The organism is Pseudomonas sp. F-14 TE3623 (genome assembly GCF_053629015.1).
In genome coordinates this window covers 6,666,996-6,688,908 of the sequence record NZ_JBRJHM010000001.1, presented here as the reverse complement: position 1 = coordinate 6,688,908, position 21,913 = coordinate 6,666,996, and the positions used below count along the sequence as shown (strand labels likewise).

Annotated in this window: 21 protein-coding genes; 14 read left to right on the top strand and 7 right to left on the bottom strand. The window is 60.4% G+C overall.

Translation table 11 applies throughout. The annotated features are described in order from the left end of the window. The first annotated feature begins 7 nt into the window (after positions 1 to 7). Complete coding sequence (locus tag AB7M29_RS30935) at positions 8 to 598, top strand: LON peptidase substrate-binding domain-containing protein (RefSeq protein ID WP_052967100.1); 591 nt, start codon at positions 8 to 10, stop codon at positions 596 to 598. A 91-nt stretch (positions 599 to 689) separates the two neighbouring features. Here AB7M29_RS30935 and AB7M29_RS30930 read toward each other — a convergent pair whose 3' ends face one another. After that, a complete protein-coding gene (locus AB7M29_RS30930) occupies positions 690 to 2,006 on the bottom strand; it encodes a bifunctional DedA family/phosphatase PAP2 family protein (RefSeq protein ID WP_217858171.1) in 1,317 nt (438 codons plus the stop codon). Between the two features lie 177 nt (positions 2,007 to 2,183). Next, positions 2,184 to 2,882 (bottom strand): DNA-3-methyladenine glycosylase, encoded by a 699-nt coding sequence (locus AB7M29_RS30925; protein WP_052967102.1) that lies wholly within the window; start codon positions 2,880 to 2,882, stop codon positions 2,184 to 2,186. A 189-nt stretch (positions 2,883 to 3,071) separates the two neighbouring features. Between AB7M29_RS30925 and AB7M29_RS30920 the strand changes: the two genes are divergently transcribed. The 13 genes from AB7M29_RS30920 (at position 3,072) to AB7M29_RS30860 (ending at position 15,651) form a co-directional block, all read left to right on the top strand. Next, positions 3,072 to 4,343 carry a glutamate-5-semialdehyde dehydrogenase gene (locus AB7M29_RS30920; protein ID WP_217858170.1) on the top strand — a complete coding sequence of 424 codons (1,272 nt, stop codon included), beginning with the start codon at positions 3,072 to 3,074 and terminating at the stop codon, positions 4,341 to 4,343. A 1-nt stretch (position 4,344) separates the two neighbouring features. Then, positions 4,345 to 5,034, top strand: coding sequence for a nicotinate-nucleotide adenylyltransferase (gene nadD, locus AB7M29_RS30915; protein ID WP_008009047.1), 690 nt, complete (start codon positions 4,345 to 4,347; stop codon positions 5,032 to 5,034). A gap of 72 nt (positions 5,035 to 5,106) precedes the next feature. Continuing rightward, entirely contained in the window at positions 5,107 to 5,601 is a 495-nt protein-coding gene (rsfS, locus tag AB7M29_RS30910; RefSeq protein ID WP_038981377.1) for a ribosome silencing factor, read from the top strand. A gap of 9 nt (positions 5,602 to 5,610) precedes the next feature. Further along, positions 5,611 to 6,078 (top strand): 23S rRNA (pseudouridine(1915)-N(3))-methyltransferase RlmH, encoded by a 468-nt coding sequence (gene rlmH, locus AB7M29_RS30905; protein ID WP_007937439.1) that lies wholly within the window; start codon positions 5,611 to 5,613, stop codon positions 6,076 to 6,078. A 10-nt stretch (positions 6,079 to 6,088) separates the two neighbouring features. After that, on the top strand, positions 6,089 to 7,984 hold the full coding sequence (gene mrdA / locus AB7M29_RS30900) for a penicillin-binding protein 2 (protein ID WP_217858169.1): 1,896 nt from the start codon (positions 6,089 to 6,091) through the stop codon (positions 7,982 to 7,984). Positions 7,985 to 8,015: 31 nt separating this feature from the next. Further along, positions 8,016 to 9,119 (top strand): rod shape-determining protein RodA, encoded by a 1,104-nt coding sequence (gene rodA / locus AB7M29_RS30895; RefSeq protein ID WP_187326416.1) that lies wholly within the window; start codon positions 8,016 to 8,018, stop codon positions 9,117 to 9,119. A 17-nt stretch (positions 9,120 to 9,136) separates the two neighbouring features. Next, positions 9,137 to 10,147 (top strand): lytic murein transglycosylase B, encoded by a 1,011-nt coding sequence (gene mltB / locus AB7M29_RS30890; protein ID WP_454248656.1) that lies wholly within the window; start codon positions 9,137 to 9,139, stop codon positions 10,145 to 10,147. Continuing rightward, a complete protein-coding gene (locus AB7M29_RS30885; protein WP_123720531.1) occupies positions 10,147 to 11,157 on the top strand; it encodes a septal ring lytic transglycosylase RlpA family protein in 1,011 nt (336 codons plus the stop codon). The genes mltB and AB7M29_RS30885 overlap by 1 nt, the downstream gene beginning before the upstream one ends. Before the next feature lie 183 nt (positions 11,158 to 11,340). Next, a complete protein-coding gene (locus AB7M29_RS30880) occupies positions 11,341 to 12,498 on the top strand; it encodes a D-alanyl-D-alanine carboxypeptidase family protein (RefSeq protein WP_123720530.1) in 1,158 nt (385 codons plus the stop codon). An 80-nt stretch (positions 12,499 to 12,578) separates the two neighbouring features. Further along, the gene (locus tag AB7M29_RS30875; RefSeq protein ID WP_008009062.1) at positions 12,579 to 12,854 is read left to right on the top strand and encodes a DUF493 domain-containing protein; all 276 of its coding nucleotides are present in this window, start codon (positions 12,579 to 12,581) and stop codon (positions 12,852 to 12,854) included. After that, positions 12,854 to 13,501: a lipoyl(octanoyl) transferase LipB gene (gene lipB / locus AB7M29_RS30870; RefSeq protein WP_123720529.1), complete on the top strand. Its 648-nt coding sequence runs from the start codon at positions 12,854 to 12,856 to the stop codon at positions 13,499 to 13,501. Before AB7M29_RS30875 ends, lipB begins: the two co-directional genes overlap by 1 nt. Position 13,502: 1 nt before the next feature. Continuing rightward, complete coding sequence (gene lipA, locus AB7M29_RS30865; RefSeq protein WP_007946663.1) at positions 13,503 to 14,525, top strand: lipoyl synthase; 1,023 nt, start codon at positions 13,503 to 13,505, stop codon at positions 14,523 to 14,525. Positions 14,526 to 14,700: 175 nt separating this feature from the next. After that, positions 14,701 to 15,651 carry a S66 peptidase family protein gene (locus tag AB7M29_RS30860; RefSeq protein ID WP_454248655.1) on the top strand — a complete coding sequence of 317 codons (951 nt, stop codon included), beginning with the start codon at positions 14,701 to 14,703 and terminating at the stop codon, positions 15,649 to 15,651. A 116-nt stretch (positions 15,652 to 15,767) separates the two neighbouring features. Here the strand turns inward: AB7M29_RS30860 and AB7M29_RS30855 are convergent, their stop codons facing one another. From AB7M29_RS30855 to leuS, 5 genes are all read right to left on the bottom strand, one after another. Beyond that, positions 15,768 to 17,090: a lytic murein transglycosylase gene (locus AB7M29_RS30855; protein WP_454248654.1), complete on the bottom strand. Its 1,323-nt coding sequence runs from the start codon at positions 17,088 to 17,090 to the stop codon at positions 15,768 to 15,770. A gap of 62 nt (positions 17,091 to 17,152) precedes the next feature. Then, on the bottom strand, positions 17,153 to 17,317 hold the full coding sequence (gene arfA, locus AB7M29_RS30850; RefSeq protein ID WP_094470475.1) for an alternative ribosome rescue factor ArfA: 165 nt from the start codon (positions 17,315 to 17,317) through the stop codon (positions 17,153 to 17,155). 112 nt (positions 17,318 to 17,429) lie between these two features. After that, a complete protein-coding gene (holA, locus tag AB7M29_RS30845) occupies positions 17,430 to 18,467 on the bottom strand; it encodes a DNA polymerase III subunit delta (protein WP_007894408.1) in 1,038 nt (345 codons plus the stop codon). Between the two features lie 39 nt (positions 18,468 to 18,506). Next, positions 18,507 to 19,112 (bottom strand): LPS-assembly lipoprotein LptE, encoded by a 606-nt coding sequence (locus AB7M29_RS30840; RefSeq protein ID WP_454248653.1) that lies wholly within the window; start codon positions 19,110 to 19,112, stop codon positions 18,507 to 18,509. An 89-nt stretch (positions 19,113 to 19,201) separates the two neighbouring features. After that, positions 19,202 to 21,808, bottom strand: coding sequence for a leucine--tRNA ligase (leuS, locus tag AB7M29_RS30835; protein WP_454248652.1), 2,607 nt, complete (start codon positions 21,806 to 21,808; stop codon positions 19,202 to 19,204). Positions 21,809 to 21,913 lie beyond the last annotated feature (105 nt).

Here is a 21,913-nt window from a genome sequence, read left to right as displayed (position 1 = left end):
AATGTCTATGAGTCTGCCGCTTTTTCCGCTGAACACGGTGCTGTTTCCGGACTGCATCCTCGACTTGCAGATCTTCGAGGCGCGTTATCTGGACATGATCGGTCGCTGCATGAAACAGGGCGGCGGCTTCGGCGTGGTGTGCATCCTCGACGGTGAAGAAGTCGGCATCGCCCCCGAAGGCTACGCACGGGTGGGGTGCGAGGCGCTGATCACCGACTTCCACCAGCAGGACAATGGCCTGCTGGGTATTCGGGTGAAGGGCGGGCGGCGTTTCCACGTTGTGCGCACCGAGGTGCAGCGCAACCAGTTGATCGTCGCCGAAGTCGAGTGGCTGGAAGACGAGCCCGAGCAACCGCTGCAGGATGAGGATGCCGACCTGGTCGCACTGCTCAAGGCTTTGGCGGAACACCCGATGGTCGAAGCGCTGAGCATGGGCACCGAAGCGACGGGGCAACAGTCGCTGGCTAATCAGCTGGCCTACCTGTTGCCGTTTGCCGAGGTGGACAAGATAGACCTGCTGCAACTTGATGATCCGCAGCAGCGGCTGGATGCGATTCAGGCGTTGCTGGATGAGTTGCAGGGTGAGTTGTTTGCCTGACGTCCGCTAAAAGATCGCAGTCTGCGGCAGCTCCTACATTAAATTGGCGTACTCCCTGTAGGAGCTGCCGAAGGCTGCGATCTTTTGATCTTCAGTACGCATACCTCAACATCGCATGCGGCATGTGCCTCAACACAAAGAAACCGAACAATGCCACCAATGAAGGCAACACCAGCCACCAGATTTTCTGCGGCATGGCGTTGAGCGACGTCTGGCGTTGAGTCAGCCAAAGGCTGGCCGCACACACGCATGCCGCCAGCATCGCGCCGGCCAGTACATCGGTCGGCCAGTGCGCGCCCAGGTACACCCGTGAAAAGGAAATCGTCAGCGCCGGCAAGCAGCCCACCAATAACCAGGTCAGGCGCATGCGCGGCGGTTGTCCGCGACCCGCCAGCACCGCCAGCGTCAAGAACAGCGCGAAAGAGCCCGAGGCATGGCCGCTGGGCATGCTGTAGCTGGTCAGTGGGTCGCTCAGCACTTCCGGGCGCACGCGGGCGAAAAAGTGCTTGGTCGCGGTGTTGCCCAGCGCGGTGAACAGCAGGGTGCCGCCGGCGAAGATCGCGTGCCGCCATTGTCGTGTCAGCAACAGCAAGACTGTCAGCAGCGCGCTGATCATGAACATGTTGCGGAATTCACCGATCAGCGTGAACACCACAGCCGCTTCATCAAGCACCGGGCTGCGGTGCTCCTGTATCAGGGTCATCAATCCCTGGTCGAGGGCGGTCAGGTGCGGGTAGCCGATGAACAGCCCGATCAGGATCAACAGGCTCATGCTGCTGATCCAGATGGTCGCCCGGCGATGGCGGCGAAGGCTGCTGTTTGCGCTCAGACCGACCATCACCGCAATGCTGCCGGCGACAATCCCGGCTTCAGGCCAGAAACCTTCCGGCAATGGCAAGCGAATCGCCGCCCCGGTGGCCCAGCCCGGCAGGAGATAGGCGAGGCTCCAGCCCGCGGCAGCCAACAGGCTGACGACGGCGAAGCGCGGGAATGGCATGTCGAACATCCCGGCGACCATTGGCAGCATTGGCCGCAGCGGGCCGATAAAGCGTCCGACCAACAGGCTGGCGATGCCATAACGCTGGAAATAAGCCTCGGCCCCGGCCATCCATTCCGGATGATGGCGCAACCCTGGCAGGCGACGGATGTTCTGGTGGAAATGTCGCCCTAAAAAGTACGAAACGATGTCGCCCAGTACACCGCCGAGGAAACCCAGCAGCAGCGTTTCACCCAATGACAACGCGCCACTGCCGGCCAGCACCGCCACGGCAAACAGCAACACTGTGCCGGGCACGATCAGCCCGGCAATTGCCAGGCATTCAACGCAAGCCACTATGAACACTGCTGCGGCCAGCCACTGCGGATTGACCGTCAACCAACCGGTCACGCTATCGAGCCATGGGCCCATAAAAACAACTCCATCGAATAATCAATCGGTCCCAAAGGACGAACGCAATCTTCAAAACACTACAGGTCTCATGTGGGAGCGAGCCTGCTCGCGATAGCGGAGTGTCAGACGACATCTACTTCGACGATCAGTCTGCTATCGCGAGCAGGCTCGCTCCCACAAGGGATTTCCCAATATTCAGGACAACAAAAAATAATCGCGACCTTCGACTTGCCCCCGGCGCAGCGGGTTACGCGTGCAGTAAAGTGCGTAAGCCGCATCAACAAAACGGTACATCAAATGTTCGTCGCGCCCGTGGGGGATGCCCAGGCGTGTGGTCTGGATGATATGGCCGGGCGCGGGCCCGACATCTTCCACCAGCAGCACTTCATGGTCGAAGCGCTTGGCATCCCAGACCGGCACCTTCAGTCCCAGCGCTTTGCAGAGCAGCGTCTGCCCGGCACACAGTTTTTGCGAGGGGCGAGGGCGGCCCTGAGCATCGGGATTGTTCAATAGCATCTGCGCCAGGCTCGCCGGCCCGCTCAGTTCGTCGACCCATGGATAGGCGGATTTGATCAGCACTGCATTGCCTGGCCCCTGAGCGCTGAAGTTCAGGGAATCGCCGCCGCGGGCGTAATACATATAGATGTGGCCGCCATCCAGAAACAAAGCCTTACGCTTTTCTGTGTAGCCAAGTGAGGCGTGGCTGCCTTTTTCTTCGCAGTAATAGGCTTCGGTCTCGATAATCCGCGCACTGAGCCACAGATCGCCGACCCGATGACGGATGATTTTGCCCAGTAAATCCCGGGCCAGCGTTTGCGCATCGCGGTCGAAAAATGCATCCGGCAGCCCCTTGGGCTGGTGCGTAGTGGATGCAGAAACAGGCAGATTGGTCATGATGAACAGCGTTTATCAGGGCTGATTGAGTCGTGATGATAACAATATGCAGCTTAATCCCGGCTGAACGTCGGCAAATTGCGCTCCATTTCGACCATCCGCCTGTCACCGCTGTTAGTCCCGGGACGCGACAGCTATAATCTGCCGCTTTACTCTTTACCAAGACTTTAGCAAAGACCATTGCAGACCATGACTGAGTCCGTTCTTGACTACATGACCCGTTTGGGTCGCGCCGCCCGCGAAGCTTCCCGCGTGATCGGCCGTGCCAGCACCGCGCAGAAAAACCGCGCCTTGCAGGCAGCTGCCAATGCGCTGGACGCTGCACGCGCCGAGCTGACCGCAGCCAATGAACGGGATTTGGCCGGCGGCCGCGCCAACGGTCTTGAGCCTGCTCTGCTGGAACGTCTGGCACTGACCCCGGAACGCATCGACGGCATGATCGTCGGTTTACGCCAGGTCGCGGCCTTGCCGGACCCGGTGGGTGCGATCCGCGACATGAGTTATCGCCCGTCTGGCATCCAGGTCGGCAAGATGCGCGTGCCATTGGGCGTGATCGGGATTATCTACGAATCACGGCCGAACGTGACCATCGATGCCGCCAGCCTGTGCCTTAAGTCCGGCAACGCGACCATTTTGCGTGGCGGCTCCGAGGCGATTCATTCCAACCGTGCGATTGCTGCCTGCATCCAGCGCGGTCTGGCCGAGGCCGGTCTGCCGGCCGCCGTGGTGCAAGTGGTCGAAACCACCGACCGTGCCGCCGTTGGCGCGCTGATCACCATGCCTGAATACGTCGACGTTATCGTGCCCCGTGGCGGTCGTGGCCTGATCGAGCGGGTCAGTCGCGATGCCCGCGTGCCCGTCATCAAGCACCTGGATGGCATCTGTCACGTCTACGTCAGTGCCCACGCCGATCTGCCGAAAGCCCAGCGCATTGCATTCAATGCCAAGACTTATCGCTATGGCATCTGTGGTGCCATGGAAACCTTGCTGGTGGATCAATCGGTTGCCAAGGAGTTCCTGCCGTCGATGGCTGCCCAGTTCCGCGAAAAAGGCGTCGAACTGCGCGGTTGCGAGCGCACCCGGGCGATCATCGAGGCCGTTGCGGCCACTGAAGAAGACTGGCACACCGAATATCTGGCTCCGATCCTTTCGATCCGTGTGGTCGACGGTCTGGATCAGGCCATCGAGCATATTAATAAGTACGGCTCCCATCACACCGATTCAATCGTCAGCGAAAACCTGGCCGACACCCGGCGTTTCGTGGCTGAAGTCGATTCGTCTTCGGTCATGATCAACACCCCGACGTGCTTCGCCGATGGCTTCGAATACGGATTGGGTGCCGAGATTGGCATTTCTACTGATAAGCTGCACGCCCGCGGTCCGGTGGGCCTCGAAGGGCTGACCTGCGAGAAGTACATCGTGGTCGGTGACGGTCAGTTGCGCGGCCAGGAGTCGGTCTGACTTGGGCGACTTCGACCCGTCAGCCCAAGTGACCGCCAGCGAGCCCCAGCCTCGACGCATTGGCGTACTGGGCGGGACCTTCGACCCGGTGCACATCGGCCATTTGCGCGGTGCGCTGGAAGTCGCCGAATCGCTGGCGCTTGATGAGTTGCGTCTGACACCCAGTGCCAGGCCGCCTCATCGCGGTACGCCGCAAGTGTCGGCGAAGGACCGTCTGGCGATGGTCAAGTGCGCGGTGGCCGGTGTGCCACCGTTGGTGGTGGACGCTCGCGAATTGCAGCGGGACAAACCGTCCTACACTATCGATACCCTGGAACTGATGCGTGCCGAACTGGCCGCCCCAGACCAGGTTTTTCTACTTTTGGGCTGGGACGCATTTTGCGGCCTGCCCACTTGGCACCGCTGGGAAGAGTTGCTCCAGCATTGCCACATCCTGGTGCTGCAACGCCCGGATGCCGACAGCGAACCGCCGGATGCCTTGCGCAACCTGCTGGCAGCGCGCTCGGTGAGCGACCCGCTGGCCCTCAAAGGGCCGAGCGGACAGATTGCATTCGTCTGGCAGACGCCGCTCGCGGTATCCGCCACCCAGATCCGTCAACTGCTGGCCAGCGGTAAGTCGGTACGTTTCCTGGTGCCCGACGCGGTCCTGGCCTACATCGATGCGCACGGGCTTTACCGTGCGTCGAACTGAAAAAGGGCGCGCTTCAAGGCACGTGAATGCGTGTATCGAAGCGCCCGAACATACGAGCAAAACGAGTTTTATATGACTGACAAAGACGTAAACAAAGTAAAGCGCAAGGGCACGTTCAAGAGCGCTCCACTGCCAGTAGTGGCCAATACCGGCCCGGAGTTGCGCGGCGAAGAGCTGGTCAAGGTCGCCGTAGCGGCCCTGGAAGACGTCAAGGCCCAGGATGTTCTGGTGATCGACGTTCGTGAAAAGCAGAGCATCACTGATTTCATGATCATCGCTACCGGTACTTCCAACCGCCAGATCGGCGCGATGCTGGATAAGGTCCGCGAGGCGGTCAAGGCCCAAGGCGTCAAACCGTTGGGTGAAGAAGGCAAGGGCGACAGCGACTGGGTATTGCTGGATATGGACGATGTCATCGTGCACATGATGACTGCCAGCGCTCGCCAGTTCTATGACCTGGAGCGTTTGTGGCAGGGTGCCGAGCAGAGCCGTGCCGGCAGCGCCGCGCACCACAGCCCGGAAAACACCCATGAGCATTTCATCAAGCTCAACAAAGACCAGCAATAAGGGACCGCTGTGCGACTGCGACTGATCGCCGTCGGTTCACGCATGCCCAAATGGGTGGAAGAAGGCTGGCATGAATATGCCAAGCGTCTTCCGTCCGAGCTGGCGCTGGAACTGGTGGAAATTCCGCTCAACACCCGCGGCAAGAACGCCGACGTGGCGCGCTTTATCCGTCAGGAAGGCGAAGCCATGCTGGCCAAGGTCGGGCCGAACGAGCGCGTTGTCACCCTCGAAGTCCACGGCAAGCCCTGGAGCACCGAGCAACTCGCGGTCGAACTCGATCGCTGGCGGCTGGACTCGCGCACGGTGAATTTCATGGTCGGTGGCCCCGAGGGGCTGGCGCCGGAGGTCTGTGCCCGGGCGGATCAACGCTGGTCGTTGTCGCCGTTGACGTTGCCGCACCCATTGGTGCGGATTCTGATCGGCGAACAGCTGTATCGTGCCTGGACAGTCCTGTCCGGCCACCCTTACCACAAGTAGTTCTGCCCTCATGCCCCAGCCGATCCGCATCAAGGACCACGAAAAAGACGCCCGTCTAGTGCGTGGCCGCGTCGTGTTCGGGGCCATTGCAGTGGTGGCGCTGATTGGCGTGCTGATCGCGCGGCTGTATTTCCTTCAGGTGATCCAGTACGAGTACCACTCGACCCTGTCGGAAAACAACCGCGTCCATGTTCAGCCGATTCCGCCGACTCGCGGGTTGATCTTCGACCGCAATGGCGTCGTAGTGGCCGACAACCGGCCGAGCTTCAGCCTGAGCATGACCCGCGAACGCTCCGGCAACTGGCAGCAAGTGCTCGACGTGATCGTCGAGGTGCTGGAGCTGACGCCCGAGGACCGGGTGATCTTCGAGAAACGCATGCGTCAGGGGCGCCGGCCGTTTGAGCCGGTGCCAATCCTGTTCGAACTGACCGAAGAGCAGATCGCCCGCATCGCGGTGAACCAGTTCCGCCTGCCTGGTGTGGAAGTGGTCGCGCAGCTGGTGCGGCATTACCCGCAGGGCGCGCACTTTGCGCACTCGGTGGGTTACATGGGGCGGATCAACGAGAAAGAGCTGAAGACGCTCGATCCGGTCAACTACAGCGGCACCCACCACATTGGCAAGACCGGCATCGAGCGTTTTTATGAGCCCGAATTGCACGGCCAGGTGGGTTACGAGGAAGTCGAAACCAACGCACGAGGCCGTGTATTGCGCGTGCTCAAGCGTACTGATCCGATTCCCGGCAAGGACATAGTCCTGAGCCTGGACATCAAATTGCAGGAAGCCGCCGAAGCCGCACTGGGCGGTCGCCGTGGTGCGGTGGTGGCGCTGGACCCGAAAACCGGCGAAGTGCTGGCGATGGTCAGTCAGCCGAGTTTCGACCCGAACCTGTTCGTCACCGGCATCAGCTTCAAAGCCTATTCCGAGTTGCGCGATTCCATCGACCGGCCACTGTTCAACCGCGTGTTGCGCGGTCTGTACCCGCCGGGCTCGACGATTAAACCGGCGGTGGCGATTGCCGGTCTGGATGCGGGCGTGGTTACGGCGTCGAGCCGGGTCTACGATCCCGGTTACTACCAATTGCCCAACTACGATCACAAATACCGTAACTGGAACCGTACCGGCGACGGGTACGTGGATCTGGACACGGCGATCATGCGTTCCAATGACACCTACTTCTATGACCTGGCCCACAAGCTGGGGATCGATCGGTTATCGGCGTACATGAGCAAATTCGGCATTGGCCAGAAGGTCTCCCTGGACATGTTCGAAGAGTCGCCGGGGCTGATGCCGACCCGGGAATGGAAGCGCGCGACCCGTCGTCAGGCCTGGTTCCCGGGCGAGACGCTGATTCTGGGGATCGGTCAAGGCTATATGCAATCGACTCCGTTGCAACTGGCGCAGGCCACAGCGCTGGTGGCCAACAAAGGCGTCTGGAACCGTCCGCACCTGGCGAAGACTGTCGAAGGCGAGCGGCCGAAGGACGAAAACCCCATGCCGGACATCGTCCTGCGTGACCCGTCGGACTGGACCAAGGTCAACCACGGCATGCAGCAGGTGATGCACGGTGCCCGCGGTACGGCGCGCAAGGCCTCCATCGGTGCTCAATACCGGATTGCCGGCAAGAGTGGTACGGCTCAGGTGGTCGCGATCAAGCAGGGTGAAAAGTACGACCGCTCCAAGGTTCAGGAGCGTCACCGCGACCACGCCTTGTTCGTCGGCTTCGCGCCGGCCGACAACCCGCAAATCGTAGTGTCGGTGATGGTCGAGAACGGCGAGTCCGGTTCCGGCGTCGCCGCACCAGTGGTGCGTCAAATCATGGACGCCTGGCTCCTGGACCAGGACGGCCGACTGAAAGCCGAATACGCCAGCCCTATCAGTGCGGAGGCTACGGCCCGTGAAGAGTAATTTCGATCGCATCCTCTCCAGCGAGGATGTGATGCGTCGCCGTGCGACGCTGCTGCAACGCATGCACATCGACGGCCCGTTGCTGATTCTGCTGCTGACCCTGGCTGCCGGCAGCCTGTTCGTGCTGTATTCGGCCAGTGGCAAAAGCTGGGATCTGCTGGCCAAACAAGCCACTTCCTTCGGCATCGGTCTGGTATCGATGATCGTCATCGCCCAGTTCGAGCCGCGCTTCATGGCCCGTTGGGTGCCGGTCGGTTATGTGATCGGCGTGCTGTTGCTGGTGGTGGTGGATGTCATGGGCCACAACGCCATGGGCGCCACGCGCTGGATCAACATTCCGGGGGTGATCCGCTTCCAGCCTTCGGAATTCATGAAGATCCTGATGCCGGCAACCATCGCCTGGTACCTGGCCAAGCGCTCCTTGCCGCCACAGCTCAAGCATGTGGGCATCAGCCTGTTTCTGATCGGATTGCCGTTCATTCTGATCGTGCGTCAGCCCGACCTTGGCACTTCGTTGTTGATCCTGGCGGGTGGCGCGTTCGTACTGTTCATGGGCGGCCTGCGCTGGCGCTGGATTCTCAGTGTGATTGCTGCCGCCGTGCCGGTGTCTGTGGCCATGTGGTACTTCGTGATGCACGACTACCAGAAGCAGCGCGTCCTGACGTTCCTCGACCCGGAGAGCGATCCGCTGGGTACCGGCTGGAACATCATTCAGTCGAAAGCCGCCATCGGTTCCGGCGGCGTGTTTGGTAAAGGCTGGTTGCTCGGCACTCAGTCGCACCTGGACTTCCTGCCGGAAAGCCACACCGACTTCATTATTGCGGTGCTGGGCGAAGAGTTCGGCCTGGTGGGCATTTGCGCACTGTTGCTGATTTACCTGCTGTTGATCGGTCGCGGGCTGGTGATTACCGCCCAGGCGCAGACATTATTCGGCAAATTGCTCGCGGGCAGCCTGACCATGACGTTTTTTGTTTACGTTTTCGTCAACATCGGTATGGTCAGTGGCCTGTTGCCGGTTGTGGGGGTGCCGTTGCCGTTCATTAGCTACGGAGGAACTTCGCTGGTGACGCTACTGTCAGCGTTTGGGGTTTTGATGTCGATCCATACCCATCGTAAGTGGATCGCACAGGTTTGAATAAGGTGAAGATTTCAATGCAAGTAATGCGTGGCTGGGCGACTCGATACGCACCGTGGGTCGGCCTGGTAAGCATCCTTGGTACCGCGCAGCAAGCGTGGGCCGGCGATTATGAAGGCTCACCCCAAGTGGCCGAGTTCGTCGGTGAAATGACCCGCGACTATGGCTTTGCCGGCGAACAGCTGATGGGCGTGTTCCGCGAAGCCGAGCGCAAACAGTCGATTCTGGACGCGATCTCCAAGCCCGCCGAACGGGTTAAGCAGTGGAAAGAATATCGTCCGATGTTCATCACCGATGCGCGCATCGCTCGTGGTGTGGACTTCTGGCGTCAGCACGAAGCGGTCCTGGCTCGTGCCGAGCAGGAATACGGCGTGCCGGCGCAGGTGATTGTCTCGATCATCGGCGTCGAGACCTTTTTTGGTCGAAATACCGGAAATTTCCGGGTGATCGATGCCTTGTCGACCCTGGGTTTCGACTATCCTCCCCGTGCCGAATTCTTCCGCAAGGAATTGCGTGAATTCCTGCTGCTGGCCCGTGAAGAGCAGGTGGACCCGTTGACCCTCAAAGGCTCCTACGCCGGGGCCATGGGCTTGCCGCAGTTCATGCCGAGCAGTTTTCGCGCCTATGCTGTGGATTTCGACGGTGACGGCCACATTAATATCTGGAACAACCCGGACGATGCCATCGGCAGCGTCGCCAGTTATTTCAAGCGTCACGGCTGGGTCGCCGGCGAACCTGTGGTCAGCCGCGCCGATGTGCGTGGCGATCAGGTAGACGAGGGTTTGACCGCAGGCATTGAACCGACGAAAACCGTCGGGGAGTTGCGGGCGCTGGGCTGGTCGAGTCATGATGCGCTGCGCGATGATATGCCGGTCACGGCTTTCCGTCTGGAAGGTGACAATGGCCCCGAATACTGGATGGGCCTGACGAATTTTTACGCGATCACGCGTTATAACCGCAGCGTGATGTACGCCATGGCCGTACATCAACTGTCTGAACAGCTGGTCCAAGCACGGGGCGTCAAGTAATGCGGGCATTGCCTATGAATAAACCCCTGAAGCTCATGGCATTCGCCGCGTTGACGGTTCTGGTCGCCAGTTGTTCGACCAGCCGTGCGCCGGCTCAGAAGTCTCCGACCGCCGTTCGTTCGGCACCTGGCCTGGATATCAACCGGGCTCACAAGGATGGCGCACCCTGGTGGGACGTCGACGTATCGCGCATCCCGGATGCCACGCCGACTCTGCACAGCGGTCCTTATAAAGCCAACCCGTACACCGTGCTGGGCAAGACTTATTTCCCGTTGCAAGAGTCCAAGACCTACGTGGCCTCGGGTACTGCGTCCTGGTACGGCACCAAGTTCCATGGTCAGAACACCGCCAACGGCGAGGTGTATGACTTGTATGGCATGAGCGCCGCGCACAAGACCTTGCCATTGCCAAGTTACGTTCGGGTGACCAACCTGGACAACAACAAGAGCGTGATTCTGCGGGTCAACGATCGTGGGCCGTTCTACTCGGACCGGATCATCGACTTGTCCTATGCAGCGGCCAAGAAGCTCGGCTATGCCGAAACCGGTACCGCGCGGGTCAAGGTCGAAGGCATCGACCCGCAGCAATGGTGGGCACAGAAGGGCCGTCCGGCGCCGTTGATGCTTAATGAACCGCAAGTGGCGCAAAATGCCGCGCCGACTGTGACGGCCTCCACCGGCACCGTCGAGCAGTGGACGCCACCGCCGCAGCAGCACGCCGCGGCCGTTGTGCCTGTGCAGATCGATGCAAAAAAAAACGCTTCTGTACCAGCCTCTGGCCAGTATCTGCAGGTGGGCGCGTTCGCCAACCCGGACGCTGCAGAACTCCTGAGATCGAAGCTCAGCGGGATGGTGAGCGCTCCGGTGTTCATCAGCTCGATCGTGCGTAACCAGCAGACCCTGCATCGGGTGCGCCTGGGGCCGATCGGTTCGCCGGGTGAAATCCAGCAGGTGCAGAACAGCGTGCGGCTGGCCAACCTCGGTTCGCCGAGCCTGGTCAGCGCCGAGTAGTACCTGGTACTTGATTGACGGTTCGCCTGCGGTTTGGGGGGGCGAACCGGGTTGTTGGCTCGTTGAAGAATAAAAGCCCGGCAAGGGTTGCAGAGTGAGCAACTGAACACGCGACAACTTTTTAGAGAGTTGTCTGATTAGTTTTGCCCTAGGGCAGTTTCCATTAGCGATTTCGAGAGACGGATGAATATCACCACCTTTGCCAAACGCCTGTGCCTGCTAGTCCCGCTGCTCCTCTCGCCTGCCGCTTTTGCGGTCGAGATGATGCCGTCGCCACCGCAACTGGCCGCCAAAGCCTACGTACTCATGGACGCCAGCAGCGGCAACGTGCTGGTAGAGAACAACGGTGACCAGCGTCTGCCGCCGGCCAGCCTGACCAAGCTGATGACCGCTTACATCGCGACCCTGGAAATCCGTCGCGGCCAAATCGGCGAGAACGACCCGGTGACCGTCAGCGAGAACGCCTGGCGTACCGGCGGTTCGCGGATGTTCATCAAGGTGGGTTCGCAAGTCACCGTCAGTGATCTGTTGCACGGCATCATCATTCAGTCGGGTAACGACGCCAGTGTTGCGCTCGCCGAGCATATCGCCGGCAGCGAGGATGCCTTCGCCGATCTGATGAACAAAACCGGCGCCGAACTGGGCCTGACCAACACCCACTTCATGAACCCGACCGGCCTGCCAAACCCTGAGCACTACTCGTCGGCTCACGACATGGCGGTGCTGGCTCGCGCGATCATCCACGAAGACCCGGCTCACTACGCGATCTACTCGCAGAAAGAGTTCTTCTGGAACGGCATCAAGCAGCCTAACCGCAACCTGCTGCTGTGGCGCGACAAGACCGTCGACGGTCTGAAAACCGGTCACACCGACGAAGCCGGCTACTGCATGGTGTCTTCGGCCGTACGTGATGGCATGCGCCTGATCGCCGTGGTGTTCGGCACTAACAGCGATGTAGCCCGCGCTGCTGAAACCCAGAAGCTGCTGACTTACGGTTTCCGCTTCTTCGAAACCCAGACCTTCTATCAGAAAGGCGCCGAGCTGGCTCAGGCACCTGTCTGGAAAGGCACTACCAATCAAGTCAAGGCCGGCCTGGCTCAAGACCTGACCATGACCCTGCCAAAAGGCCAGCTGAAAAAGCTCGCCGCCAGCATGACCATGACCCCGCAACTGGTCGCGCCAATCGCCAAGGGCGATGTGATCGGTAAAGTCGAAGTGAAACTGGATGACAAGGTGGTGCACAGCGCCGACCTGATCGCTCTGGACGCGGTCGACGAGGGTGGTATCTTCCGCCGCATGTGGGATAGCATCCGTCTATTCTTCTACGGCTTGTTCAACTGAATTAGTGTGGACCTGCATGGCCCCGTTCCAATCCGGAGCGGGGCCATGTCCGTTGCCACGGCTTACGAGGCCGTTACGCCATGACAGACACTGAAGTAAAGGCGCCAAAAATCGAATTCCCCTGCGCGGATTACCCGATCAAGGTAATCGGCGACACCGGCGTGGGTTTCAAGGACAAGATCATCGCGATCCTTGAGAAACACGCCACCGTTGACCACAACACCTTTGCCGAACGGCAGAGTACCAACGGCAAATACACGACCATCCAGTTGCACATCATCGCCACCGGCCAGGAACAGCTGTACGACATCAACAGCGAGTTGCGGGCTACCGGTTTCGTGCACATGGTGCTGTGATGTCTGGCACGCTGGGCTTTCGCGAACTTGGTCAGATGGCTTACGAGCCGGTCTGGCATGCCATGCAGCGCTTCACCAACGAACGCGGCAGCGATGCCGCCGACGAAATCTGGCTGGTGGAACATCCGCCGGTATTCACCCAGGGCCAGGCCGGCAAGGCTGAGCATCTGTTGCTGCCGGGGGATATTCCGGTGGTGAAGGTCGATCGCGGTGGTCAGGTGACTTACCACGGTCCCGGCCAATTGGTGGCCTACCTGTTGCTGGACGTGCGCAAGCTGGGGTTCGGCGTGCGTGACCTGGTCAGCCGCATGGAGCGATGCCTGATCGAGCTGCTGGCCAGCTACGGCGTGACCGCAGTGGCCAAGCCGGATGCGCCGGGTGTCTATGTCGATGGCGCGAAAATCGCTTCTCTGGGTCTGCGGATCCGCCACGGTTGCTCCTTTCATGGCCTGGCCTTGAATGTGGATATGAACCTGGAACCGTTTCGACGGATTAATCCCTGCGGCTACGCCGGGCTGGCAATGACCCAGCTGCGCGATCACGCAGGATCGATTGAATTTGCCGAGGTAAGTGCCCGGCTGCGCGCGCAGCTCGTCAAACACCTCGACTATGCTGAGCAGACGACCCTAACGGGCGGAATCGACTGATATGACTACTGATGCAGTGCAAACCATGATCCCGACGCTCGATGTCACCGAGCGTCCGGCCCCGCGTGCCAAGGTTGAAGCCGGCGTCAAGCTGCGCGGCGCCGAGAAGGTTGCACGCATCCCGGTGAAGATCATCCCGACCACTGAACTGCCGAAGAAACCCGATTGGATTCGCGTGCGCATCCCGGTTTCCCCGGAGGTCGACCGCATCAAGGCCCTGCTGCGTAAACACAAGCTGCACAGCGTGTGCGAAGAGGCGTCTTGCCCGAACCTGGGCGAGTGCTTCTCCGGTGGCACCGCAACCTTCATGATCATGGGGGACATCTGCACCCGTCGCTGCCCATTCTGCGACGTCGGCCATGGTCGTCCGAAGCCACTGGACGTCAACGAGCCGGAAAGCCTGGCCATCGCCATCGCCGACCTGAAACTCAAATACGTGGTAATCACCTCGGTAGACCGCGACGACCTGCGTGACGGCGGTGCCCAGCACTTTGCCGACTGCATCCGCGAAATCCGCAAGCTGTCGCCGAACGTGCAGCTCGAGACCCTGGTCCCGGACTACCGTGGCCGCATGGACGTCGCACTGGAAATCACCGCCGCCGAGCCACCGGATGTGTTCAACCACAACCTGGAAACCGTGCCGCGCCTGTACAAGGCTGCGCGTCCGGGTTCGGATTACCAGTGGTCGCTGACCCTGCTGCAACGCTTCAAGCAGATGATGCCGCACATTCCGACCAAGTCCGGCCTGATGCTGGGTCTGGGCGAGACCGACGAAGAAGTCATCGAAGTCATGAAGCGCATGCGCGAACACGACATCGACATGCTGACCCTGGGCCAATACCTGCAACCGTCCCGCAGCCACTTGCCGGTCCAGCGCTTCGTGCACCCGGATACCTTCGCCTGGTTTGCCGAGGAAGGTTACAAGATGGGCTTCAAGAACGTCGCTTCCGGCCCGTTGGTACGTTCCTCGTACCACGCTGACGAGCAGGCGAAACTGGTCAAGGCCGAGCTGATGTCGTCCTGATCCCGTTTTGAGAGCAAAAAAGGCCCGCAAGGCTTCTCAGGCCTTGCGGGCCTTTTTTTAGCAGTGCCCACGGCGATTACAGTCTTTTCCTGCAAACCGTGGTGCGATTGACCCTCTTCTGTTTATTCCCGTTCCTGACTACTGTGTGCTTAAGCGTTCACAGGGAGAATCATGGATGACTGCTCGACCGACCCACACCCTTTGTCCTCATGCTCCCGTTTCGGCCTTGCCACCTGCAGGGCTGATCGGTGTGATTGCGCCCGCCGGCCCCGCAGCGCTGGACACCGATAAAGCCATTGCCTGGATGCGCGCTCGCGGCTATTCGCTGCGCGTGTTTCCCGGCGTTTATGAGCAAGAGGGTTATCTGGCCGGCAGCGATGATGTGCGGCTCAATGACTTGCATGGCGCATTCGCCGACAGCGAGGTCGATGCCATCATCTGTCTGCGTGGTGGTTACGGTACGCCGCGTTTGCTCGATCGCATCGATTACGAATTACTGCGCAACAACGCCAAGCCGTTTATCGGCTACAGCGACGTCACTGCACTGCACTCGGCCATCAGTCGTTATGCCGGGTTCGTGACCTTCCATGGCCCGATGCTCAACGCTGACCTGCTGGGTGACAAGCAGCAACCCACCGAGTTCTCGTTTTTCAACATGCTGCGTGGGCAGGTGAAGGCGGGCAGTGTGCTTTCTCACCCGGTGGCCTGGCCGTTGACCACAATCGAGCCCGGCATCGCTCACGGGCGTTTGCTGGGGGGCAATCTGTCGATGATCGCCGCAACCATGGGCACGCCTTACGAGATCGATGCCGAGGGCGTCATCCTGTTCATAGAGGACATCAACGAGCCGCTGTATCGCATCGACCGGCTGCTGACTCATTTGCGTCTGGCCGGCACGCTGCACAAGCTGCGCGGGGTTCTGGTTGGGGATGTGGCAGGGGTTGATGCAATTGCGCTGGAGAGGTTGCTCAAGCAGACCTTTGCTCCTTTGCGGATACCGGCGCTGTCCGGATGGCGTAGCGGGCATTGTGATCCGAATTTGACGCTGCCGATGGGCGCGCTGGTCAGGCTGGATGCGGGGAACAAGGTGTTGGTGTTGGAGCAGGATGTGGTGATCGAGCGGTAGTTCGTTAGCGTCTGTTAGTCAGTCTTCGCGGGCAAGCCTGCTCCCACAGGATCAAGGTGTACGCAAATGTCGCCTTCACCTTTGAACTTGTGGGAGCGGGCTTGCCCGCGATGCTTTTAGCGGTTACGCAACCCTTCCAGCAACTTGTGCGTCGGATAACCATCCGCCGGCCAGCCAAACGACTGCTGGGCGCTGCGGATCGCTTTGCGGGTATTGGCGCCGATAATTCCGTCGGCGGTCCCTGCGTCGTAGTTCTGGGCGCTCAGCAGGTTTTGCAGTTCGATTCGCTCGGTACGGCTCAGCGGCAAGTCATCTTTCGGCCATAGACCGCTGATCAAACCGCCGCCATTGAAGCGCTCGGACAGCAGGCTCACGGCCAAGGCGTAGGACGAAGAGTTGTTGTACTTGAGAATCGCGCGGAAGTTATCGAGGACCAGGAACGCCGGGCCGCGATAGCCTGCCGGCAGCAGCAGGGCGGCCGACAGGTGTTCGGAACCTGCTGGAACCTGGCCGCCATTGGGCAGGGTCACCCCCAGTTGCCGCCACTCGGCAACGCTCTTGCGAATCGTGCCATCGGCCAGGGCGTAATTGAAGCCGCTCGGCAATTGCGCTTCGAAGCCCCAGGGCTGGCCTTTCTGCCAGCCGGAGCTTTGCAGGTAGTGCGCGGTCGAGGCCAATGCATCTGCGGAGCTGTTCCAGATATCGCGGCGGCCATCGCCGTCGAAGTCCACAGCGTGGGTATTGTAGGTGGTCGGAATGAACTGGGTCTGGCCCATGGCGCCGGCCCAGGAGCCGAGCATTTTCTCAGGTTCGATATCGCCCTGTTGCAGGATTTGCAGGGCAGCGATCAATTGCGCATGGGCAAAGCCTGGACGTCGACCTTCATAAGCCAAGGTCGCCAGGGAATTGATCACCGACTTGGTGCCCTGGAACTGACCGAAGTTACTTTCCATGCCCCACACCGCGACCAATGCCTGACGGTCGACGCCGTAGCGTTGCTCGATGCTTTGCAGGATGTCGGCGTACTGGCTGACCAGTGCCTGACCTTTGCGCACCCGCAACGGCGACAGCGCGCCATCGAGGTATTCCCACACCGGGCGAGTAAATTCCGGTTGGCTGCGATCGGCACGGATCACGCTGTCGTCCATGCTGACATTGGCAAAAGCACGATCGAACAGGTCGGCGCGAACACCGGCGGCGAGGGCGTCTTTACGGAAACCCGCCTGCCATTCGGCAAAGGTCTGGGTAGGCTGGATATCGAGATTTTCACCGGTTGGAACCACCGGCGGAATGACCGCAGGGGCCGTCGCAACGGTGCGGGTCTGAAGCGGTTGGGCGTCGGCGGCAGTGGGTTTTTCCGCGCAGGCGACAAGCAGAACGAGGCTGGAGGCAGCTATCAGTTGGCGAAGAGGCCAACGACGGGAAAGACAAAGGGGCATGCACAGGTCCAGAGGATACGAATCAGGTGCAGACCTTAACATGTTGAGCGATGGCTTGCCTTTCAGGCCGCCAGAAAGTAAGAAGCCTCCCAGCTATTAGACTGGAAGGCTTCGCGGCGGTAGCTGCCTTTGCCCTTGCCGGCTCGTTCCTGACGGCTGCGGAACAGTGGCTGGGCGATGATGGATTTGGCCTTGTTTGGGCCATTTTTGGATGGCTTTTTGCTCATGATGATCTCTCGCAAGTGAGTGGGTTTTGCGGGGGGAATAATCTGCCGAAGTAGGGATTCTGTCTAGTCCCTACATTGTGTAGGACCTTTCGGACGCCTTCGCGGGCAAATATTACTCGGCAGGCAACGACAATCTCTGACCGGCCATCAACAGCGTCAACCGACTAAGGCTCATCCACGGCGAACCCGCCGCCTGGCCTTTGATTTGCGCGTCGATGCGCTGTGCTTCGAGCAGCAATTGCGCCCAGCGTTGCGCAGAGTAACGTTGCAGCGCCTTGCTCATCAGCGGTTTGCGTTTGTCCCAGATCGGCGGTCGGGCCTGGCTGAAGGCTTTGTCCAGCGGCACGCCCTGGCTGTATTGCAGCGACAGGTTGGCCAGCAGACGCAGCTCCCGGGCCAGCGCCCAGAGAATCACCGGCGGTTCGACACCTTCGCCACGCAATCCTTCGAGCATGCGCAGGGCGTGAGCCGCTTCGCCATTAAGGATTGCATCGGTCAGGCCGAAGACATCGAAACGCGCGCTGTCGGCCACCGCCGCCTGCACGGTTTCGACGGTGATCTGGCCACCCTCGGCCATCAGCTTGAGCTTTTCGATTTCCTGGGCGGCAGCCAGCAGGTTGCCCTCGACCCGAGCGGCGATCAGTTCGACGGCGTCCTGACTGGCGGAAAGCCCGGCCTGGGACAGGCGTTGACGGATCCAGCTCGGTAATTGGTTGGTGTCCACGGGCCAGATCTGCACGAACTGGGTTTGCGGACCTTCGATCAGTGCCTTGCCCCACTTGGTCTTCTGCGCGCTGCCGTCAAGCTTGGGCAGGCTGATCAATAGCACCGTGTCTTCGGCTGGGCGCGAGCAATACTCAATGAATGCCGCGGCGCCTTTGTCTCCGGGTTTGCCGGAGGGCAGACGCAGTTCCAGAAGACGCTTTTCGGCGAACAGCGACATGCTGGCGCCGGCCTGCAGTAGCGTACCCCAGTCGAAACTGGCGTCGGCGGCAAAGACCTGGCGTTCATCGAAACCTTGCTGGCGGGCAGCCGCACGAATGGCGTCGGCGGCTTCCTGACACAGCAGTGGGTCATCGCCACTGATGACGTAAACCGGCGCGAGGGCGCCTTGCAGGTGTTTACCGAGTTGGGCGGGGGCGAGTTTCATAAGAAGAGGCAAACGGGGCGCCTGAGCGCCCCGTAAGGCTTATTGCTGCGGCAGTGCGACAGGCGACTGACGCGGCGTCTGCGCTTCAGCCTTCTGCGCCGCCTCCAGTGCGTCGGCTTCAGCCTTGGCCCTGGCGTCAGCGGTCTGTTGCAGCTGTTCCAACTGCGTCGGGGTCAGCTGTTGCAGGCGCAGCATCATGCGTTGAATCAGCTCACGACGCATTTCCTTGCGGGCATCGTTGGCTTCCTGGTCGGAGCCCACCAGGTTGTTGCCATCATGAATGAAGACTTTCTGTACTTCGAGCTTGTCGCTCAGCAGTTGCAGGTTGCCCTGACCCCGGATGTCGTAGCTCAGCACCGTGCTCATCTGGTACTCGCCAGTACGACCGGCGCCCGCGTAACTGAGGATGCGCTGGCTTTCCTGCTCATCGGCCAGAAACAGCTTGTAAGGCGCGCTGCTGTAGACCTTGACGCCACTGCTTTCCAGCACCTGACGCAGTTGCGTCACGGTTTCGCCGTAGGCATTGCGGGCACTCAGATCGAGTTCCTTGATTGCCAGTTCAGTGGTGCCGGTGCCGCGCAGCTGGAAACCGCAGGCGCTCAGCAGGACTGCAAGGCCCATCACCAGCAAATTGCGTTTGATCATCTTGTTGCTCCCCTTGAAACCATGTGGGCCGGTCAAGCGGCCCGAAAGGTTTTACTCGGCGCCAGGCATGACCTGGCGCCCGATCCAATTTAGCTGGCGACGATATTGACCAGTTTCCCGGGCACTACGATCACTTTGCGAATAGTCAGGCCATCGACGAAGCGCAGGACGTTTTCGTTGGCCCGTGCGGCAGCTTCGACTTCTTCGCGGCTGGCACTGGCCGGCATTTCGAGGTGGCCGCGCAGTTTGCCATTCACTTGAATGACAAGCTGCAGGCTGTCCTGCACCAGGGCGTTTTCGTCTAGTACCGGCCAACCGGCATCGATTACCGGGTCAGCATGGCCCAGTCGATGCCACAGTTCGTGGCTGATGTGCGGGGTGATCGGTGCCAGCAGCAGGACTACGGTTTCCAGACCTTCGTGAATCAGTGCGCGATCCTGTTCGGTGCCTTGCGCGGCTTTTTCCAGCACGTTCATCAGCGTCATCACTTGGGCGATGGCGGTGTTGAATTTGTGGTTCTGGCCGACGTCGTGGCTGGCCTGCTTGATGGCCTGGTGGATCGAACGGCGAATGGCTTTCTGCTCGTCGTTCAGGCTGGCGACGTCCAGTTTGCCCGGAAGGCCCTGAGTGACGTGCGCTTGAGCCAGACGCCAGACGCGTTTGAGGAAGCGGTGCGAACCCTCTACTCCGGAGTCGGACCATTCCGCGCTCATGTCAGGTGGCGAGGCGAACATCATGAACAGGCGGCAGGTGTCTGCGCCGAACTGGTCAATCATCGACTGTGGGTCAACGCCGTTGTTTTTCGACTTGGCCATCTTCTCGGTGCCACCGATTTCCACCGGCAGGCCGTCTGCGATCAGCTTGGCGCTAATGACCTTGGCCTTGCTGTCGCGTTCGAGTTCGACGTCCGCCGGGTTGAACCATGTGTAAGCACCATTGGCTTCGCGACGATAGTAAGTCTCGGCGATCACCATGCCCTGAGTCAGCAGGTTCTTGAACGGCTCGTTGGAGCTCACCAGGCCTTCGTCGCGCATCAGCTTGTGGAAGAAGCGCGCGTAGAGCAGGTGAAGAATCGCGTGTTCGATGCCGCCGATGTACTGATCCACCGGCAACCAATGGTCGGCCGCCGCTTTTTCCACCAGACCACCTTCATAGTGTGGCGAGGCGTAGCGGGCGTAGTACCACGAGGACTCGACGAAGGTGTCCATGGTGTCGGTTTCACGCTTGGCCGCAGCGCCGCATTTCGGGCAGGTGCACTCGTAGAATTCGGGCATGCGCGCCAGCGGCGAACCGGCACCGTCCGGTACGACGTCTTCCGGCAATACCACAGGCAATTGATCTTCCGGGACCGGCACATCACCGCAGGTGTCGCAGTGGATGATCGGGATCGGGCAGCCCCAGTAGCGCTGGCGGCTGATGCCCCAGTCACGCAGGCGGAACTGGGTGCGCGAGGCGCCGAGGTTTTTCTTGATCAGCGCCACTTCTATGGCGTCGAAGGCGCCTGCGAAGTCGAGGCCGTCGAATTCGCCGGAGTTGATCAGCGTGCCGTGCTCGCCGTACGCATCCTGCCAAGGGGCCGGGTTGGTGTCACCAGAACTTGTGCGCACCACGGATTTGATCGGCAGGTTGTACTTGGTGGCGAACTCGAAATCACGTTCATCGTGAGCCGGAACAGCCATCACCGCGCCATCGCCGTAATGCATCAGCACGTAGTTGGCGACCCATACCGGGAGTTTCTCACCGGTCAGCGGATGCTCGACGAACAGCGAGGTCGGCAGACCTTTTTTCTCTTGCGTGGCGACGTCGGCTTCGGCGACGCTGCCGCCCTTGCATTCAGCGATGAACGCTTGCAGCTCAGGGTTGTTCTGCGCGGCCAGGGCAGCCAAATGGTGTTCGGCGGCCACCGCAACGTAGGTTGCGCCCATCAGGGTGTCCGGACGGGTGGTGAATACTTTCAGTGCGCCGGTTTCGCCGATGGAGGCGACGTCGAACGGGAACTGCACTTCCATGCCGCGGGATTTGCCGATCCAGTTGCGCTGCATGGTCTTGACCTGCTCAGGCCAGCCCGTCAGTTCGTCGAGGCTTTCCAGCAGCTCATCCGCGTAGGCGGTGATCTTGAAGTAGTACATCGGGATTTCGCGCTTTTCGATCAGCGCGCCGGAACGCCAGCCGCGACCGTCGATCACTTGCTCGTTGGCCAGAACGGTCTGGTCGACCGGGTCCCAGTTCACGGTGCCGCTTTTTTTGTAGATCACGCCTTTTTCGAACAGGCGGGTGAACAGCCATTGTTCCCAGCGGTAGTAATCCGGCTTGCAGGTGGTCACTTCACGCGACCAGTCCACCGCCAGGCCCAGGCTGCGCAGCTGGGATTTCATGTAGGCGATGTTTTCGTACGTCCACTTGGCGGGCGCTACGTTGTTCTTCATCGCGGCGTTTTCTGCCGGCATGCCGAAGGCGTCCCAACCCATGGGTTGCAGGACGTTCTTGCCTTGCATGCGCTGATAGCGGGAGATCACGTCGCCGATGGTGTAGTTGCGCACGTGCCCCATGTGTAGCTTGCCGCTGGGGTAAGGGAACATCGACAGGCAGTAGAACGTCTCCTTGCCTGGCTGTTCACTGACTTCAAAGGACTTTTGCTCGTCCCAGAACGACTGGGCGTCGGCTTCGATTTCACGGGGCTGATATTGTTCGTGCATGGCTACTTTTGAACTGAATAGGGGTGGCCTAATCCTCTTCAATGCAACGCTGGACGGTGATAACGCCAAATCGACGTTCCGGTGCCCAGACGAGCTGGAAGTGGA

Excerpts from the sequence above, each read along its gene's own strand:
- AB7M29_RS30920 (WP_217858170.1), top strand. The coding sequence starts at position 3,072 with ATGACTGAGTCCGTTCTTGACTACATGACCCGTTTGGGTCGCGCCGCC.
- AB7M29_RS30925 (WP_052967102.1), bottom strand. The coding sequence starts at position 2,882 with ATGACCAATCTGCCTGTTTCTGCATCCACTACGCACCAGCCCAAGGGG.
- AB7M29_RS30880 (WP_123720530.1), top strand. The coding sequence starts at position 11,341 with ATGAATATCACCACCTTTGCCAAACGCCTGTGCCTGCTAGTCCCGCTG.
- mrdA (WP_217858169.1), top strand. The coding sequence starts at position 6,089 with ATGCCCCAGCCGATCCGCATCAAGGACCACGAAAAAGACGCCCGTCTA.
- rodA (WP_187326416.1), top strand. The coding sequence starts at position 8,016 with ATGCGTCGCCGTGCGACGCTGCTGCAACGCATGCACATCGACGGCCCG.
- AB7M29_RS30840 (WP_454248653.1), bottom strand. The coding sequence starts at position 19,112 with ATGATCAAACGCAATTTGCTGGTGATGGGCCTTGCAGTCCTGCTGAGC.
- leuS (WP_454248652.1), bottom strand. The coding sequence starts at position 21,808 with ATGCACGAACAATATCAGCCCCGTGAAATCGAAGCCGACGCCCAGTCG.
- lipB (WP_123720529.1), top strand. The coding sequence starts at position 12,854 with ATGTCTGGCACGCTGGGCTTTCGCGAACTTGGTCAGATGGCTTACGAG.
- arfA (WP_094470475.1), bottom strand. The coding sequence starts at position 17,317 with ATGAGCAAAAAGCCATCCAAAAATGGCCCAAACAAGGCCAAATCCATC.
- AB7M29_RS30860 (WP_454248655.1), top strand. The coding sequence starts at position 14,701 with ATGACTGCTCGACCGACCCACACCCTTTGTCCTCATGCTCCCGTTTCG.
- AB7M29_RS30935 (WP_052967100.1), top strand. The coding sequence starts at position 8 with ATGAGTCTGCCGCTTTTTCCGCTGAACACGGTGCTGTTTCCGGACTGC.
- AB7M29_RS30930 (WP_217858171.1), bottom strand. The coding sequence starts at position 2,006 with ATGGGCCCATGGCTCGATAGCGTGACCGGTTGGTTGACGGTCAATCCG.
- AB7M29_RS30875 (WP_008009062.1), top strand. The coding sequence starts at position 12,579 with ATGACAGACACTGAAGTAAAGGCGCCAAAAATCGAATTCCCCTGCGCG.
- AB7M29_RS30885 (WP_123720531.1), top strand. The coding sequence starts at position 10,147 with ATGCGGGCATTGCCTATGAATAAACCCCTGAAGCTCATGGCATTCGCC.
- lipA (WP_007946663.1), top strand. The coding sequence starts at position 13,503 with ATGACTACTGATGCAGTGCAAACCATGATCCCGACGCTCGATGTCACC.
- AB7M29_RS30855 (WP_454248654.1), bottom strand. The coding sequence starts at position 17,090 with ATGCCCCTTTGTCTTTCCCGTCGTTGGCCTCTTCGCCAACTGATAGCT.
- rsfS (WP_038981377.1), top strand. The coding sequence starts at position 5,107 with ATGACTGACAAAGACGTAAACAAAGTAAAGCGCAAGGGCACGTTCAAG.
- holA (WP_007894408.1), bottom strand. The coding sequence starts at position 18,467 with ATGAAACTCGCCCCCGCCCAACTCGGTAAACACCTGCAAGGCGCCCTC.
- mltB (WP_454248656.1), top strand. The coding sequence starts at position 9,137 with ATGCAAGTAATGCGTGGCTGGGCGACTCGATACGCACCGTGGGTCGGC.